Here is a 15,714-nt window from a genome sequence, read left to right on the forward strand (position 1 = left end):
GAACTGACAATGGGGGACTGCGAATGCGATTACTTGCCCACGCCTTGGGCGACAGGATGTTGGTATGAACGAGGATACCGCCCGTCGGCCCACGGCAGGCTCTTCCGGGTTCGACAGCTTTTTCATGGCTGGTTTCGAGTGTTCCTCCCACAGGCGCGCCGACGGGGCCCGTCTTGATCTGATCCGCGCGACCTCACATGACATCCATGCACATGCCGACTATCGCCGTTGTGCCGAGCTTGGGCTTCGCACGATCCGCGACGGCTTGCGCTGGCACCTGATTGAAACAGCGCCCGGAGTTTTCGACTGGTCGAGTTGGACGTCGGCGATCGAAGCAGCCCAGGCGGCCGGGGTGCAGATTATCTGGGATATCTTCCACTATGGCTCGCCAGACCATATCGACCAAGGTGGCCCGGGGTTTATCAAGGCCTACGTCCGTTTCGCCGCGGAAGCTGTTCGGGTTCATCGCTCCGCTACCGGGGTGGCTCCCCTGGTGTGCCCGATCAACGAGATTTCGTTTTTTGCATGGGCTGTGGAGGTCGGCTATTTCCCCCGCGTCGGGCCGAACAAGCGTGGATGGTTCAAACGACACCTTGTCAGGGCAGCGGTCGCCGGCGTGAGGGCCATGCGGGAGGCCGAACCCGGCTGCAGGTTCATCTGGGCCGAACCGCTGATCCATATTGCTCCTCGTGACCGTACTCACCCCGAGCGGCGGCGCGCCGAAAATGCTCGCCAGGGCCAATTCGAGGCGTATGACATGCTGATCGGGCGCGTGGAACCGGAGTTGGGCGGCAGCGAGGACGTTGTGGACGTCATCGGCCTCAACTTCTATCCGCACAACCAATGGTACTTGAATGGCCCAACGATACCCATGGGGCATCACGAATACCGTGCACTTTCGGAATTGCTGGTCGAGGTCGCCGAACGATACAAGAAGCCGATGTTCATCGCCGAGACCGGCGCCGAAGGTTCAGGCCGGCCAGCCTGGCTTCACTACGTTTGCGACGAAGTGCGCGATGCGACGAGCCTCGGTGCACCTGTTCAGGGTATATGCCTGTACCCGGTGACGGCCTACCCAGGTTGGGACAATTCGCGCCACGCCGAAGTCGGCTTGTTCTCCACCATTCATGCGGACGGCTCGCGCACTGTTCGCAAGCCACTTGCGGACGAGTTGGAGCGCCAGCGCCAATCGTTCTTGGCGTTTGAGGAACAACAAGCAAGCGCGCTATAGCCTCGCTGATACGAACAGTGCGCGCTTTTCAGCTGCATCAACAGCACAGCATATCTAGAGCTGTTCGCCGAGAAGCAACATCGTTGGTCTCTTTGGCCGTGGGTCGCCCGACGCCGGTCAGGCCGGCGCATCATTCACTCGGCCGCCTCGCGCTGCGTCGGCGTGACGAGCATCCCGTTTGCTGGCAGGCGTGTCTGAATGCGCCCGAACGTAGCCAATGCCTGGCCGACCACCTGATCCATATTGTAATAGCGATATGTTGCAAGACGTCCGACGAACCAGACCTCCGGGCACGCCGCGGCCAAAGCTTCGTATCGTTTGTACAAAGCCTCGTTTTCGGCCCGCGGCACCGGGTAATAAGGATCTCCGACGTCGGTGGGGTATTCGTAGGTGAGGCTGGTCTTCGGACTCTGCTGACCGGTCAGATGCTTGTACTCGGTGATCCGTGTGTATTTTTCCGTCTGCGGATAGTTGACGACGGCGACCGGTTGAAACTGCTCGCAATCAAGTGTCGTGTGCTCAAAGCGCAGCGAACGGTAGGGCAAGCGACCAAGCTTCCAGTCGAAATACTCGTCGATCGGACCGGTGTAGATCATCTGCTGGAAGGGGATCTTGTCGCGAATTTCGCGGTAGTCGGTCTGCAGCATGATCTTGATCTTGGGACTATCCAGCATGCGCTGAAACATGCGCGTATACCCGCCTGCCGGCATGTTCTGGAAGCTGTCGCCAAAATACCGATCGTCGCGATCGGTCCGGGTCGGGACTCGCGCCGTCACTGACTTGCTCAACTGGGAAGGGTCGACACCCCACTGCTTCCTGGTGTAGCCGCGGAAGAATTTCTCGTAGAGCTCTCTGCCTACTGTGCTCACCACGACGTCCTCGGCGGTGCGGACTTCTTTGACCGTTTCGCGTCGGAAAGCGAAGAAGTCCTGCAGCTGCTCGGACGTCAATTCAAGGCCGTAGAGGCGGTTTATGGTGTCGAGATTAATCGGTATCGGCAGCAGCTTTCCATCGACAAGCGACAGCACGCGATGTTCGTAAGGCCGCCATTGCGTGAATTGCGACAGATAGTCCACGATCGATTGGGCGTTGGTGTGAAAGATGTGAGGCCCGTAACGGTGAATTAGTATTCCCGCCTCGTCGTAGCAGTCATAGGCATTGCCGCCGACGTGATTTCGTCGGTCTATGATCAGGACGCTTTCCTGCCGTTGCGATGCGATACGCTCGGCCAGCACACTGCCGGCGAAACCGGCCCCTACGATCAACCAGTCGAACACGCTCACGCCCTCCTCAGGAATGGGACGACGCTCTTCATCGCATGGGCGCGCTCGATGTGGGCAGCCATCGCGCTCCAGGTCTTCTCCCAGGACATGTCGGCGAGGTAGGCGTCGGCCTTCTTCACCAGGAAATCGCGGGGGTGGGCCAGGATCGAGCGAAGCTTGGCCTCGATGTCCTCCGCCTCGACAATCTCGACAAGGCCTTCGACGCCGTAGGTACGCACAACGTCGACGATCGCCGTGGACAACACCGGCAGTCCTGCCGCAAGAAACTCGGGAGTCTTGGTCGGGCTGATGTAGCGGGTCGCTTCGTTGAGCGCGAACGGCATCCAGCCGGCACTCCAATGCCTGAGATAGTTCGGCAGGTCTGCATAGGACTTGCCGCCCAGCCAATGCAGGTTGCCTGCCGTGGGAAGGCTCGCCCGATCGATCTTGACGACAGGGCCGAGCATGACAAAATGCACGTCTGGCATTGCCGCAGCCGCATGCGCGATAAGTTCAAGGTCGAGCCGTTCGTCGATGACCCCGAAGTACCCCACCCTCGGGTGAGGTATGTCGGCCTGATCGAATGGGTCTTCACCTGGCGCCCTAGCCTGATGGAAATGGGTAACGTCGATGCTGCTCGGGAAGGGAAAGATCGCCCGATGCAAGCTGCGCTTGGCCTCGTAGAGGCTCTGCCCGCCCGTGAAGACGACATCGGCACGTTGCAACAGCGCCTTTTCCAACTGCGTCAACTCTGCGGGAGCGTCTTTGAACGCGGAGAGTTCATCCATGCAGTCGTAGACGCAGACGTCACAGGCGAGATGATCGCTGAAGCGTAGCGCCATGGGCGTGTAATACCAGGTCGTCAATCGGTCATGCGGCGTGGAGGCGAGGATCTGATCGACGAACCTGCGCTGGATTGCGTCCGCCCTGGTCGCGGAAGTACCAACTGGGATCAGCGGGGTCACTATTCTGATCTTGGGGGTAATATTGTGCACCCGCATCGAAGGGTGGCGCCTCTCATCGAAGATCGGCTCTTCGAAGTAAATTAGCTGTTGCTGTTTTGACGCCAGGGTCAGAATGTGTTGTGGTCTCTGATATACGAAGTTCCATCGGAGGTGTGAAAAGCAAATTAAAATAGACGGTTGTACAGGGTTTTTTGGTGTTTTGGCCCGGCCCGCCGCCATTTCCATGTAGATTATCCTTCGATATAGTTACAAAATGCCTCGACTAACAAAAGTCAATCGAGGCAGCTTTGACATGAAGTTCGCAGCCTTCTATATAACTTCCATCCCGATAAGTTGTTCCATAGCTCCAAACTGTCTCGGGCGAGACCAGCCGTCCGCTCCACTTGCGACGGCTCGACAGAGAAGGGGCGAGCCGGCCGCCCCCATTCGATCCACATGATGAAGCCCTCGCGTCAGGTCGGGCTCCCCAAATGTGGCCCTTTGCCACAGAGCGGTTCAAATCCTTCAATCGTTCAACAACCGTTCATCAGCGGAGCTATAAATACGCTTGGAATCGATTCATCTGAGTCGCGCCGGTGGTTCATTTGAATGGAGCCCGAGACGAATCGAGGGATGGCTGGCGAATGAAGATCGACTTTGAAACCAACGTCTTTCCATTGTTTCACCCGCAGGTTGTGGATGATCTGAAGGACCCTTGTCCGGTGTTCGATGGCACGCTCTGGCACGTCTTCGGCTCCAGCGGCACCGTCACAACCGAGAGCTGGAAAATCCTCCACGCCACAGCGCCGGATCTTTATGGACCCTGGACAGAGCACGAGGCGATCGTTTTGCCGGTAACCGGATCGGGCATTGCGGCGCCCGGCGTCATTCATGAGTGCGGCGTCTTCCACATGTTTATCCAGACCGAATTCATGAAGTCCGGCGGACGTTGCGAGCACGCGGTCTCCAATGACGGCTTTCATTGGGTGGTGCTCAATCCGGCGATATTGTCGCTGCCCGACACCGATGAGGACGGCATCTACGATCCCCACCCCGCAATCGTCGGAGGCAAGCGCTATATCGTCTATTCAGGCATGCCCAAATTCACCAGGGTGCCCCAGCCTGATGTCTATCTGGCGCGCAGCCAATCCGATTCCTGGTTCGGGCCATGGAAACGTCTCGGCAAGATACTCGATCATCTCGACGTGCCGCATCACAATGCGCGCGAACACCCGGATTACGAATGGGGGATCGAAGGCGCGCAGCTCGTCGAGCTGCCGGACGGTCGTGTGCTTCTTAACGCCACCTGCTTCCTCCCCGAAGGTCCGCGCGGCAGCCGGCAGCGCGTCTTCTTCGCCATCGCCAATGACGTCAAGGGTCCCTACGTTTCCGTTGGCCCCGTTCTCGACCCTGGTGAGCCCGGCGAGAATGGCCATTCGACCGTAATGATCGAAGGCCGGCAATTGACTTTGTTCTACCAGAGCAGGCGTGAGGCTACGAACCATCGCTGGCGGTTCGGGTTGGCTAAGTGTGACCTGGATCGGCATATACTTTCGAGAGTTGCCTAGATGGTAAGTTCCGGCATTTGCCGGAACGGAGGATAATCTGGCTGTTGGTTGGTGGGACGGATCCCTTTGTACTGGTGATTGAGGGTAGCAGGGGATTCGCAGCCAGTGGGCAAAGCTTGCGACGAGGGATCTATACACGTCAGGCAAGCCGGTCGCCTCATGGACGGCGGTGCCAGCTGCAAGCCTAGCCTAGCAATGAACTGTAACTGAGCGCAGCAACGCGGCCAGTCGATTCACGCGGTTTTGATCCTGAGCACAATGTCCTGATCGTAATTTCCAAAGCCCTTGCCGAAAATATTGATCCCGCCGGGGCGCTTGGCATCGTCCTTGACGCCGATACGGACGCGGATTGAATGATGGCTCTTCAGATCGAGTGCGGCGAGGCCGGTTTCGGAAATCCTGAGGCCGTCGACATAGGTGCCGTCATTGGCAATTCGCCAGTTCTTCAGCTTACCGTATTGCGAGCCCTTAAGCTTCCACCAGGTGGGCGTGAAGACGCCGCGCTTGTCGCCGAAATCCCCCGGCGACGTCCAGGTGCCGACATCGACGCCATTGATCGTCAGCGTGATGTCCGAGGGCCAATCGGCGCTGGTGCCCGGCACTTCCGAAGACAGCTCTATCGCAACTTCGAGTCCGGTGATCTCGGCATTGGCGAGCTTGGCATTGTTGGGGAACTGGTATTCGACAAAACCGCGCGTGAACCATAGCAGACCGGCCTTCATGCGGTCCGGATCGAGGAAAGTGTTGGGAACATCGAGCAGACCGATGATGCCGTCCGGCGAACAAAGGCCGCAGGGCGCGGTAACCTCGAAGCCGGTATAAAGCCCGATCGGCATCGACACTTCGATCGCGTCGTTCTTGACCGCACGATATTCGCTCTTGAACACGACGAGCACTTTTTCGGCGGTCGGATAGCAGATTTTCCGGTTGCCTTTCTTCGCTCTCTCGGTGCGGATCAGCCCCGCATCCTCCAGCACCTGGATGTTGGTCGAGACGGTCGACTGCGGAAGCGACAGCACGGCGGCGATTTCGTTGACATTCATCGGCCCCTTCTCATGCAGCAGTTTCAGCATCGAGATCCGCGCCGAGGAGGCAAGCCCCTTGAGCACGGCAATGCCTTCCTCAGGTTCGATCACCAGAAAATTGCGATTCATGAAATCGGCAGTCTATGCTCGTGACAGAGGTTATGGCTTCGCTCATTGCAACGGCGCTGACCGAAACGCCGAGCCGTTGATTTGGTTACATTAAGCCCTCGACCGTCAGTATGCATCGCAAGCCGTACCCGCAAGGATGGTGCGACATGTCTACTTTGTTCTCCGACCGCCAGCTCCTTGTAGTGCGGGGGTGCTTGTCAGTCCGTGGCCTCGATTTGCAGACGACTAGGTAGATGCTGGCAGCCACAAAGAGAGGCAGAAGCCGAACACGGAATTGGGGCCGTTCCCCTGGCCAAATCCCCAAGATACGGGACCTCGACGTCGATGTTAGCCGAACCGGCGCGGATGGACGCACAGGATGCGGTTCGCTGAAGTGCGTGCCGCCGTGAAGTAAATCATCGGATTCGCCACCCGATAGAGTCGGGACGGCGTTCTACCTATTGCTTTTGAGCATGATCTTTTCCGAAAATCACGATTCCACTTCTTCGGGATCCCGCCAGTGCCGGCCTACTTCATGCTGGCCGCGGCAGCGACCCTGTCCACCATGGCGAGAACAGCTAGCGGTGCGGTGTGGTGGACCATGTGGCCGGCCTGCGGGATGATATCGACAAAGGAACCAGGAATCTCCGATTGTAGTCTAAGAGCCTCGGCTTTCGCATCGAACAACCGGTCGCCGGCCCCGGCAATAATGCCGGCAGGCTCAACAGGGTGAAGCGGCCGCCGGCCAGCGCGTCGGCCAGCATCAATCCCGATTCGGCCGCGATCGACCGCAGCTGTGAGGCCGCTGGCGATGTCCTTTGCCGACGAAGCAAACCCTGCAGAGACGATGCCGGGGCGAACTACTTGCCCATGGCGAGCGGCCAGGTGAGCAGCACAAGCAGCGGCAGCAAAATGTGGGGGAAAACACCACCGGCGACAGGCAAGGCCGGCAGCCCGCCAGTGCAAGGCCCAGGCGCGGCGGCAAGAACGGACCGATGAAGACTCCCGATCGAATCGTCGTCCGATCGAGCTCATCGACTCGCCCGCCTGCCATCGAACCCAAATCTCAGGCGCTGAGCGGCCGAGTAGTAGATGCGACTTCGCTGCTTCATGGCTCACACTCCATCTTTCAGAAGAGCGTGTGTTGCTGCGATCAGTTGAATCCGCCACCCAAACCGAACGCGGCTGCTAGGCAGGCCGAAGCTTGTGCAAGTACAGCTGTGCGTCACAAGGCAAGTGAACTAAGACGCTGCACGAACCGCGGGTGATCGCGAATGGCGTCGAAATGACTTCGTGACGGATTCGTTCCAATACGTTCTGACTCACGCTTCCTCCGACGGCTCTTTCCAGGTACCGCACCGCTTCCTCCACTTCCCCGAGCACGGAATGCATGCAAGCGGCGTTGTACTGCGTCACGAAGTCGTCCGGATCGATCGCCAGCGCTTTGGCCAGCCAGGAACGCGCCTTCTTCCGCTCACCGATATACGCGAGCGAGGGCGCCGCGATGCAGCGGTGCCGCATTTTCAGGATGGCGGCCAGTTGAGCGTTCGGCGCGCTCGAAACAGACCCTTGGTTCGCGAGCGGATGAAGGCGATCGCGCAGGAGCGTCCCCCCGTGTAGAGTTGCCACCCTGGATCTCGCCTTGGCCGGCTGCATTCCTGGCTGTGTCCCCTAGGATACATTGTCGAGCAGGGTCGACTTATCCAAGCCATGTGTCGGCTCAGGCGGCCATTCACCATTCGGCGTCATCTCGTTGACTGTCTCGGGTAGATCCCGCGCAATCCTTCTGATTAGCTCCTCGCGCGAAAGACCCGTCTGCATCGAAATGGACGTGAGTGTACCTTCGTCCATTGCCGCTTGGACGTCCCTTGGCTCAATCGGTTGGTTTGGCCCGCTGCCAACCCACGAGTCGACCTTCGATCCTGCCCCCACCTCCCTGAAACGGTCGAGGATCTCACCAAGGTCAGCCCTCGACACGCCATTCGTTATCTGAGCCAGAATTCTGCGTTGCGGGTCGTTTGGGTTAAGATACCCCGCTCCCGGAATCAATTCACAGAGCTTGTCGCGATTTTGGTATGCCAGAACGCCAAGCATCGCGATCGCCAATCTTCCCAGATTTGCCATTTGATCTCCTCCACGGTTTTGGCCGATGAGCGAATCGAAGCCAAGTCTTGGCGGATGACGACCCGTGTGGGCTCGAACAACTTCTTGCCGGTCGGCTCGCCGGCGGAGAGCACGCGTCCTTCGGGTTCTCGTTTTCATCTGACGTCTTCTCCTGACGCAGAATTTCGGGGCGCTTGGCCCGCAGTCGCCCTACGCCGATCGAACGCCCTAACCCGGCGCCTTCCGGGTTTGTTCCGCTTGTCAGAGTTTGTCGGCGACGATGGAGAGCGCGACCCGACGGGGTAACTCTACCGGGTCGAGAGACAGAGTCTGCCCAATTCGACCATATTTCAGAACGACGGCGGCTCGGTTAGCCTCAGCTACCTTGGACTGCCGCCGGCTCGCGCACGAATTTCAATTTCGGCGGGACGGCGAACACCCTGAACCGCTCAGCCAGGCTGTCAAGAGCTTGACGCATGCCCACTCCCGCGGCAGCCGCACCGTGTCCACTGATGACCATGTGCGGGTTCAGGGCAGCCAAGTGCTTCACGGATCTTTCCGCCGCATCCCAGTCCGGCGTGAAGTAGCGCGGCGGACCGTGCATCTCAAGATCCTGAACGGCGACCTCATAGACTGACTCCTGACCGGTGGTGATGAAAGCGTCCCCTACGATCAGCGAGCGGTCCTCCTCGCGCCAGAGCGAGATATGCCCAGGAGCGTGCCCGGGTGTGTGTAGCCATCGCCATCCGGGCATTCCGGGGATCGATCCGTCGGCAGGTAGGAGTTCCAAACGGTTGCCAAGATCAATTGGCCCCCGTGGAAAAAGCGGCGAAAGCAGCGCCATCAGTCCACCCCCGACCCAGGGATCCGGTGGCGGATAGGATGCGGTTCCGTCCAAATAGGGGCGCTCGAGTGGATGCGCGAAGACAGGCACGTCCCACCTATTCGCGAGGTCTAGAACCGTTCCCACATGGTCGAAATGGCCGTGGGTCAGGATGATCGCGGCCGGCCGTGCGTTCGTGCCAAACCGCTTTTCCGCGACCGCAAGAATGCTGCCGCGGGACGTCGGCAACCCGGTATCGATCAGCATCCAGTTCCGATCTCCGCTGCCCGGTGCGCCGAAGAACACGACATTGACGATTGCTAGGCGCAAATAGCCCAAGTCCGGTGCGATGCTCCAAGCGCCGTCGCCACGATCCTCGCGCCTGGCGTGGTCGATCTCGGAAAGTCGAATCTGAACGGTCATGTGATCCCGTGCCTCTCTTGTTGCTGAGCAGCCGCTCGAGTCGATCGGCGGCGGTGGTATATCGCCCCGAACTTGGCACGGCCCTCCTTGTTCCTCCTTCGCCACCCAGCTCCGGACAGTCCACCACAGGAACAAAGGCTCGACCAAATCGGTTCGGCATTACCCGGTCACGCCAGGACGAGCTGGACTGAGCAACGAAGATGGCGCGCGCCCCATTGGATGCGGTATTTCGCCAACGCGGTTCCCGGTCCTAACAAGGCGGCCGAGTTCGAAGCCGACTGCTGAAAGAAGACTTCGAATGAGCGAAGTGGGGCGTATGGACGAGCACCAGGTGGAGGCTCCGGTTCCGCAAGCTTCGCCTATGACTGGTCAAGTTGGGCGCCAATGGTCGAGGCGGCCCGATCGGCAGGTGTCCAGGTTATCTGGGACATCTTCCATTACGGATCTCCAGACCATGTCGATCAGGGATCGCTGCATTTCATCGATGCCTATGCCTCGTTCGCGGCAGAAGCCGTGAGGGTACAGCGTTCGATCGCGGGAACACCGCCTCTGTTGTGTCCCATCAACTAGATCTCCTTTTTCGCATGGGCTGTTGAGGTCGGCTATTTCCCGCGTGGGGCCGAACAAACGTGCTGGTTCAAGCGGCATCTCGTGAAGGCTGCCATCGCGGGTGTTCGTGCAATGCGGGAGATCGACCCCGCCTGCAGATTTGTCTGGGCCGAGCCCCTTATCCAAATCGCTCCTCGTGACCGGACCCGCAGCGAACGGGGTCGGGCCGAAAACGCCCGTCAGGGGCAGTTCGAAGCTTACGACATGTTGCTGGGCCGCGTCGAACCTGAGTTGGGCGGGAGCGAAGATGTTGTCGATTGTCGTGGGCCTGAATTTCTAGCCGCACAATCAATGGGAAATAAACGGGCCGACGATATCGATGGGACACCATGAGTACCGCGCTTTGTCGGAAATGTTGCTCGAGGTTGCTCATCGGTACGGTAAGCCGATGTTCATTGCCGAGACCGGCTCAGAGGGATCCGGCGGGCCGGCTTGGCTCCACTATGTATGCCGCGACGAGGTGCGTGCCGCTATGGGTGTCGGAGCATCGATTCGAGGGTATTTGCCTGTACCCGATAACGGCCTACCCGGGCTGGGACAATTCGCGTCATGCAGAGGTGGGGTTATTTTCGGCCATCCACCCGAATGGCACACGCCGCCTCCGTCAGCCCGTCGCGGACGAACTGGTGCATCAGCAAGATCTGTTCACGGCAAACCGGACGCGCTGATTGTGTTGCGACACACCGCAAGGGCGAGCACCGAAGACCAGGGCGAATTACGGTGTATTCCTCAGCCAAAATCGGCGCCACGCGATGCCAAGTGGCATGGGTGCGAGGAAGTGCAGCATCAGGAAGCGGTGGCCCCTTCCACCAACCCGCACTCTGAGCGTCGCTTCCGGAAGTTTGATCTGCTCCAGCGAGAAACCTTCAAACATGCAACTCCCTCCATTCGCAACATTTGCCAAATGTGTAAACGGAGAGGCAGTTCAATGTCAGCTTCCGCGGGATCTGAACTTGCCTTGTATTCCGCGAAGAGGTCGTGAGCCGAACGGCGGCTTTAACTGGTCCCTCGGCAATAACCGGACGGACAGCAAACGGCCCCCAAAAAGCCGCCAGGCGGCAACGCGCCTGATATCGCACCTTGTGATCAACTCTGCCGCTTCCTGTTAGCCGAAGTTGCAAGCGGCCCCGCTAACAATCGTGGTTGCGCCTTCAGGGCATCGTGGTTCAGACCGCTGGCGGATTAGAACTCATGTTGGCTTTGCGATCGGCTCATCGCTTGCCGACAATCGGTGACCTATATAAAGGGGCATGTCCACGCGCCGAAAAATCAATGCAACAGCGAAGCTGATTGGAGAGTGGCCTTTAACCCCGGCTGCAACGTTTGGATCGTCGGTCAGAGCGAGGGGTATTTTTCTCGAAATACGCGCCCGCCTTCCAACGGAGTTCAGGAAATTGCTCAATATCGAGTCCCGCGTGCTTACCCTGCGCCTGTCTGAGGGCGCCGAGAATGATGGGCAGGTGGTATTCGGGATCATATCCAAAGCACTGCAGAATATCGAAGACCTGCCCGTAATCCCCCGTGAAATCGAGGACATTCTGACGATCTCGACGGCCGAACGGCACCGCTGGCTGAAAGATGGTCGCTTGCAGAGCGCCGGGACGAAAACGGTGAAACTCCGCGGGCGGGCAAGGAACATCACCTTTCACGTGTTCGACCCGCAGCACGTGGAGGATGTGCTTGACCGCGACCTGGTAACGGTCTGGCGCGAACAGGACGCAGCGACAGCTGCAGAGAATAGGCGGCGAGCCGCGGGGAGGGCCGCTATGAAACGCGCTCAAAGAAGCGGTCGCGAAACTGCAGCTTCAGGTGGCTATGGCCACGATGAGAACTCGCACTCCAATTTGCGTGGCTGGGAAGATTTTGAGAAGGACGGACTCCTGCACTGATAGGCCGGGCGCACAAGCAGGTTAGGCCGTTTGGCTGCGCCGTGCGAGATGCGCAAGGAGGGCCGCCAAACGCATCGCGTTCAGCACCCGCTTCGCAGGGACACCGCCCTTGCGCGCCATCTCGACACCCCAATGCATGTGGTCGAGCTCGCGGATCGAATGAGCGTCCGGATTGATGCTGAAGATGCAGCCCTGATCGAGTGCCTTTTGATGCCAGCGCCAATCGAGGTCGAGTCGCCACGGATGTGCGTTGATTTCGACAGCGACGCCGTGTTTCGCACACGCTTTGAGGACTTTTTCGACGTCGAGATCATAACCGGGCCGCCGCAACAGCTGGCGACCGGTCATGTGCCCGATGATTGTCGTCCGGGGATTTGCGATCGCCTCAATGATACGCTCCGTCTGTTCCTTCTTTGGCAACTTGAAGCGGCTGTGCACGCTCGCGACAACGAAATCGAACTGCTCCAAGATATCATTCGGGTAATCGAGCGAGCCATCCGCCAGGATGTCAGCCTCAATGCCCTTCAGTATGCGAAATTTTCCATTGTACGCCTTGTTCAGCCGGTCAGCTTCGCGGTGCTGTTCAGCAATCTCCTGCAACGAAAGGCCGCCTGCATAGTGAGCGGACTGCGAATGATCGGCGACACCATAGTATTCGAAACCGCGGTTGCGCGTGGCTTCAGCCATTGCCTCAAGCGTTTCGGTGCCATCGGATGCGGTCGTGTGAGAATGCAGGATGCCATGCAGATCTTCATCCCGAATGAGGTCGGGCAGCTTCTGCTTTGCCGCTCGCTCAATCTCGTCCCTGCCTTCGCGCAATTCAGGCTCGATAAACTGCAGGTCTAGAGCTTGGTAGATTTCTTCTTCTGTCACTGACGCGATCAGCTTTCTCCCGCGATGAAGCCCGTCCGCGTTTAGGGTGAATCCCTTGACGGCCGCGAACGTCTTCAGTTGCTTAAGGTGGTCTGCCGAACCGGTTGCTTCGAGCAGGCTCGCGCCAAAGTGCTTCCTGTCCGTGACAACAAGCCTGAGGGTCGTATCCTCGATTCCAGTCGACTTTCTGGCCTGCGCTACCAGGGCGAAGTCGGAAACAAGCTCGCAACCGCGTCGGAAGTCACCTGCAATTTCCACGCGCCAAAACTCTGGATGCTGTTGCTTTACCGATATGACCGCATGGTGGAGAAGAGCGGCGGCCTTGTGCAGGTGAAGTTGCGTTTCGCCGCTTCGCACGATGGCCAGGTTCTGCAGCAGCTTTGTCTGAAGCGCGGCGCCGAGGCCTTTGACTGGGCGGATGCGGTCTTCTCTTGCAGCGGCCTCGAGCTCCGCCAGCGAGTTCACGCCGAGCGCCTGATGAAGCTTCAGTATCTTATCGGGACGAAGCCCGGGTATGGCAAACAGCTCCATCACGCCCGCTGGAACATCCTCGCGCAGCTTTTCAAGGCTCGGGTGCGTGCCGGTTTGGTAAAGCTTGGTCACGATGTCTGCGATCGCATCACCGATCCCCGGGATCTTGGTGAGGGCGCCGGCGGCGATGATCCGATCAAGCGGCTGCGACAGCGCCGTCAGACTTTCTGCCGCGCGCAAGTATGCCTTTGTGCGATAGGGATTATCGCCGCGCATAGACGCCCGTTGCGCGTATTCCCTCAAAAGACTGGCGACGGCCCTCGGATCGATTTTTGCCATGGCTTCAGCCAAACGAGGCCGATCTCCGCAGGTTCCAATCAGGCAAGACCATGAGCGCCGCGTTGCCCTTTAAATCCCGGCTTTACTGCCTTTTCCCGCGTCGGACGCTACAGATTGGGCAAGGATTGGTCAGCGCGACCCCACCCCGCCAGAGCTTTGGAGGCTGCGCGTTTATTTAATTCAGGAGCATCGCCCACGTGGAAATGAGAGGGCGCGTCTATTGTCTTCATCTCCGCCCACGTGATCGGTGCCGCGACAGGAGCGCCCGGACGTGATCTCGCGCTGTAAGGCATGATCGCGGTCGCCCCGCGCTGATTGCGTAGATAGTCCACAAAGATGCGACCCTTGCGGCGCGCCTTTGACAACACGGCCGTGAAATGGGCCGGATCGCTCCGGGCGACCGCCTGCGCCAGGCGAGACGCGAAGTCCTTAACCTCTGGCCACTCGGCGCCAGGGGTGAGCGGCGCGATGACGTGCACTCCTTTGCCTCCCGTCAGCATCGGGAAAGTCGTAAGCCCAAGCGATTTAAGGATAGCGCGGAACTGAAAGGCAGCGGCGCGGACGGCCTCAAAATCGAGGCCTTCATCGGGGTCGAGGTCGAACACGAGGCGGTCGGCCTTTTCGACATCCTCGATCCGAGCTCCCCATCCATGCAGCTCAATCGTTCCCATCTGGACGCACGTCATCAGTCCGTCGGCATCGTCGACATAGAGATATGGTTCCTCGTGCCCGTCCTTCTCCCTGATGCCGACGTGGTGGACTTTGTCGCCAAAGCTGCCCGCATCGTGTTTTTGGAAGAAGCACTTCTTCGCGCGGCCCTGTGGGCATCGAACCAGACTGATCGGCCGGCTGCCAACCCAAGGAAGCATGATCGCCGCGACCGCTGCGTAGTGGTCGGCGAGCTGTCCCTTGGTGATGTTGGACTCCGGATAGATAACGCGGTCACGATTACTTATCGCGATGGCGGTTGTCGCAGACGCGGCGAGATCGGCTGCACGACGTTCCGTCTCGAGCCCGACCGCCTCCGGCTTCTTGTCTTCGCGAAGACCAAGATAGCTCGGATGTCGTAACGTCCCTTCATTTGTCATTTCGGTGAAGGCAATCTCAGCGACCAGTTTCGGACGGAGCCAGTGTGCGCCTCGCACTTCGGCGCGTGGTGCGTCGACGGTCGCGGCCTTCTGCTCAAGCGGCGCCATGATCTTCAAAAGACGAAGAAGTTCAGCGGTATCGAAGCCGGTGCCGACTTTCCCGGCGTAACGCAGCTTGCCGCCGTCATGAACGCCAAGGATCAAGGACCGAAACGCGCGGACCTTGTCGGACGGCGTCCAGCCGACAATCACAAATTCCTGCCGCCTGATGCATTTGATCTTCAGCCAGCTTGCGCCGCGGGCCGCCACATAACTCGAATCCGCGAGCTTTGAGATGACGCCCTCAAGGCCGGCTGCGCAGAAGCGATCGAGCAGCTCTTCTCCGCGGCCGACGATATGGTCGGAGTAACGAAGGACCGGATTTTTCGCAGGCAAGATCGCCTCCAGCTTCGCCTTGCGCTCAAGAAGAGGAAGCCTTGCCAGATCTTCGCCGTCGAGCTGCAGCAGATCGAACGCATAAAAGTCGATAGTCGCCGGGGCACCCTTCAATGCATTCTGAAGCGCCTGGAAGTTAGATCTTCCTTCCGCATCGACAACCACGGCCTCGCCGTCAATCAGGGCGGAGCGCACCTTGAGCTTGCGAGCCTCGGAGAGGATCGAGGGAAAACGGCTAGACCAGTCCAGACCAGATCGTGTGTAGGCTCGCGCGTCGCCCCCGCCGACGGCAACGAGAATACGATAGCCGTCGTATTTCATCTCATGGATCCAACGATCGCCGGCGGGGACCGTGTTCACGAGCGTTGCGAGCTGGACCGGCCGGAAAGCGGGCGGCGCTAAAGTGACCTCGTCACGAGCGGGCGACTTCGCTTGATTAGCGCTCGACGCATTGATTGCCTTATGCGACGTTGGCTTGACCACTCTGTCCTAAATCATACTCAGAGATGAAAACAGCGTTATC

The 15,714-nt window shown here is 59.2% G+C and carries 12 protein-coding genes; 3 read left to right on the forward strand and 9 right to left on the reverse strand.

All coding sequences use genetic code 11. The features are described from left to right. The first annotated feature begins 64 nt into the window (after positions 1-64). Entirely contained in the window at positions 65-1,231 is a 1,167-nt protein-coding gene (locus NKH90_RS17640; protein ID WP_023677857.1) for a glycoside hydrolase family 1 protein, read from the forward strand. A 134-nt stretch (positions 1,232-1,365) separates the two neighbouring features. Here the strand turns inward: NKH90_RS17640 and glf are convergent, their stop codons facing one another. Together glf and NKH90_RS17650 are read right to left on the reverse strand one after the other, a co-directional pair. Beyond that, entirely contained in the window at positions 1,366-2,508 is a 1,143-nt protein-coding gene (gene glf / locus NKH90_RS17645) for a UDP-galactopyranose mutase (RefSeq protein ID WP_352492345.1), read from the reverse strand. A gap of 2 nt (positions 2,509-2,510) precedes the next feature. Then, positions 2,511-3,683: a glycosyltransferase family protein gene (locus NKH90_RS17650; RefSeq protein ID WP_352467856.1), complete on the reverse strand. Its 1,173-nt coding sequence runs from the start codon at positions 3,681-3,683 to the stop codon at positions 2,511-2,513. Positions 3,684-4,081: 398 nt separating this feature from the next. On the opposite strand from NKH90_RS17650, the gene NKH90_RS17655 reads away from it, so the two are divergent. Continuing rightward, positions 4,082-5,005 carry a glycoside hydrolase family protein gene (locus NKH90_RS17655; RefSeq protein ID WP_352508321.1) on the forward strand — a complete coding sequence of 308 codons (924 nt, stop codon included), beginning with the start codon at positions 4,082-4,084 and terminating at the stop codon, positions 5,003-5,005. A 233-nt stretch (positions 5,006-5,238) separates the two neighbouring features. Here the strand turns inward: NKH90_RS17655 and NKH90_RS17660 are convergent, their stop codons facing one another. The 5 genes from NKH90_RS17660 to NKH90_RS17680 form a co-directional block, all read right to left on the reverse strand. Continuing rightward, a complete protein-coding gene (locus NKH90_RS17660) occupies positions 5,239-6,159 on the reverse strand; it encodes an ArsR/SmtB family transcription factor (protein ID WP_352516188.1) in 921 nt (306 codons plus the stop codon). 1,167 nt (positions 6,160-7,326) lie between these two features. Beyond that, positions 7,327-7,794, reverse strand: coding sequence for a tetratricopeptide repeat protein (locus NKH90_RS17665; RefSeq protein WP_352820193.1), 468 nt, complete (start codon positions 7,792-7,794; stop codon positions 7,327-7,329). A gap of 15 nt (positions 7,795-7,809) precedes the next feature. Beyond that, positions 7,810-8,262, reverse strand: coding sequence for a YidB family protein (locus tag NKH90_RS17670; protein WP_352503351.1), 453 nt, complete (start codon positions 8,260-8,262; stop codon positions 7,810-7,812). A gap of 355 nt (positions 8,263-8,617) precedes the next feature. Then, on the reverse strand, positions 8,618-9,487 hold the full coding sequence (locus NKH90_RS17675; protein ID WP_352492316.1) for an MBL fold metallo-hydrolase: 870 nt from the start codon (positions 9,485-9,487) through the stop codon (positions 8,618-8,620). Positions 9,488-10,811: 1,324 nt separating this feature from the next. Beyond that, positions 10,812-10,970, reverse strand: coding sequence for a hypothetical protein (locus NKH90_RS17680; RefSeq protein WP_352682150.1), 159 nt, complete (start codon positions 10,968-10,970; stop codon positions 10,812-10,814). Positions 10,971-11,346: 376 nt separating this feature from the next. Here NKH90_RS17680 and NKH90_RS17685 point away from each other — a divergent pair, with 376 nt between their 5' ends. Further along, a complete protein-coding gene (locus NKH90_RS17685; protein ID WP_352820194.1) occupies positions 11,347-11,985 on the forward strand; it encodes a hypothetical protein in 639 nt (212 codons plus the stop codon). A gap of 21 nt (positions 11,986-12,006) precedes the next feature. Here NKH90_RS17685 and NKH90_RS17690 read toward each other — a convergent pair whose 3' ends face one another. Together NKH90_RS17690 and ligD are read right to left on the reverse strand one after the other, a co-directional pair. Next, complete coding sequence (locus NKH90_RS17690) at positions 12,007-13,668, reverse strand: DNA polymerase/3'-5' exonuclease PolX (protein WP_352820212.1); 1,662 nt, start codon at positions 13,666-13,668, stop codon at positions 12,007-12,009. Between the two features lie 107 nt (positions 13,669-13,775). Further along, positions 13,776-15,674 (reverse strand): DNA ligase D, encoded by a 1,899-nt coding sequence (gene ligD, locus NKH90_RS17695; protein ID WP_352820195.1) that lies wholly within the window; start codon positions 15,672-15,674, stop codon positions 13,776-13,778. Positions 15,675-15,714 lie beyond the last annotated feature (40 nt).

This window comes from Mesorhizobium sp. M0898 (assembly GCF_040319695.1).
In the GTDB taxonomy this organism is placed as follows: Bacteria; Pseudomonadota; Alphaproteobacteria; order Rhizobiales; family Rhizobiaceae; genus Mesorhizobium.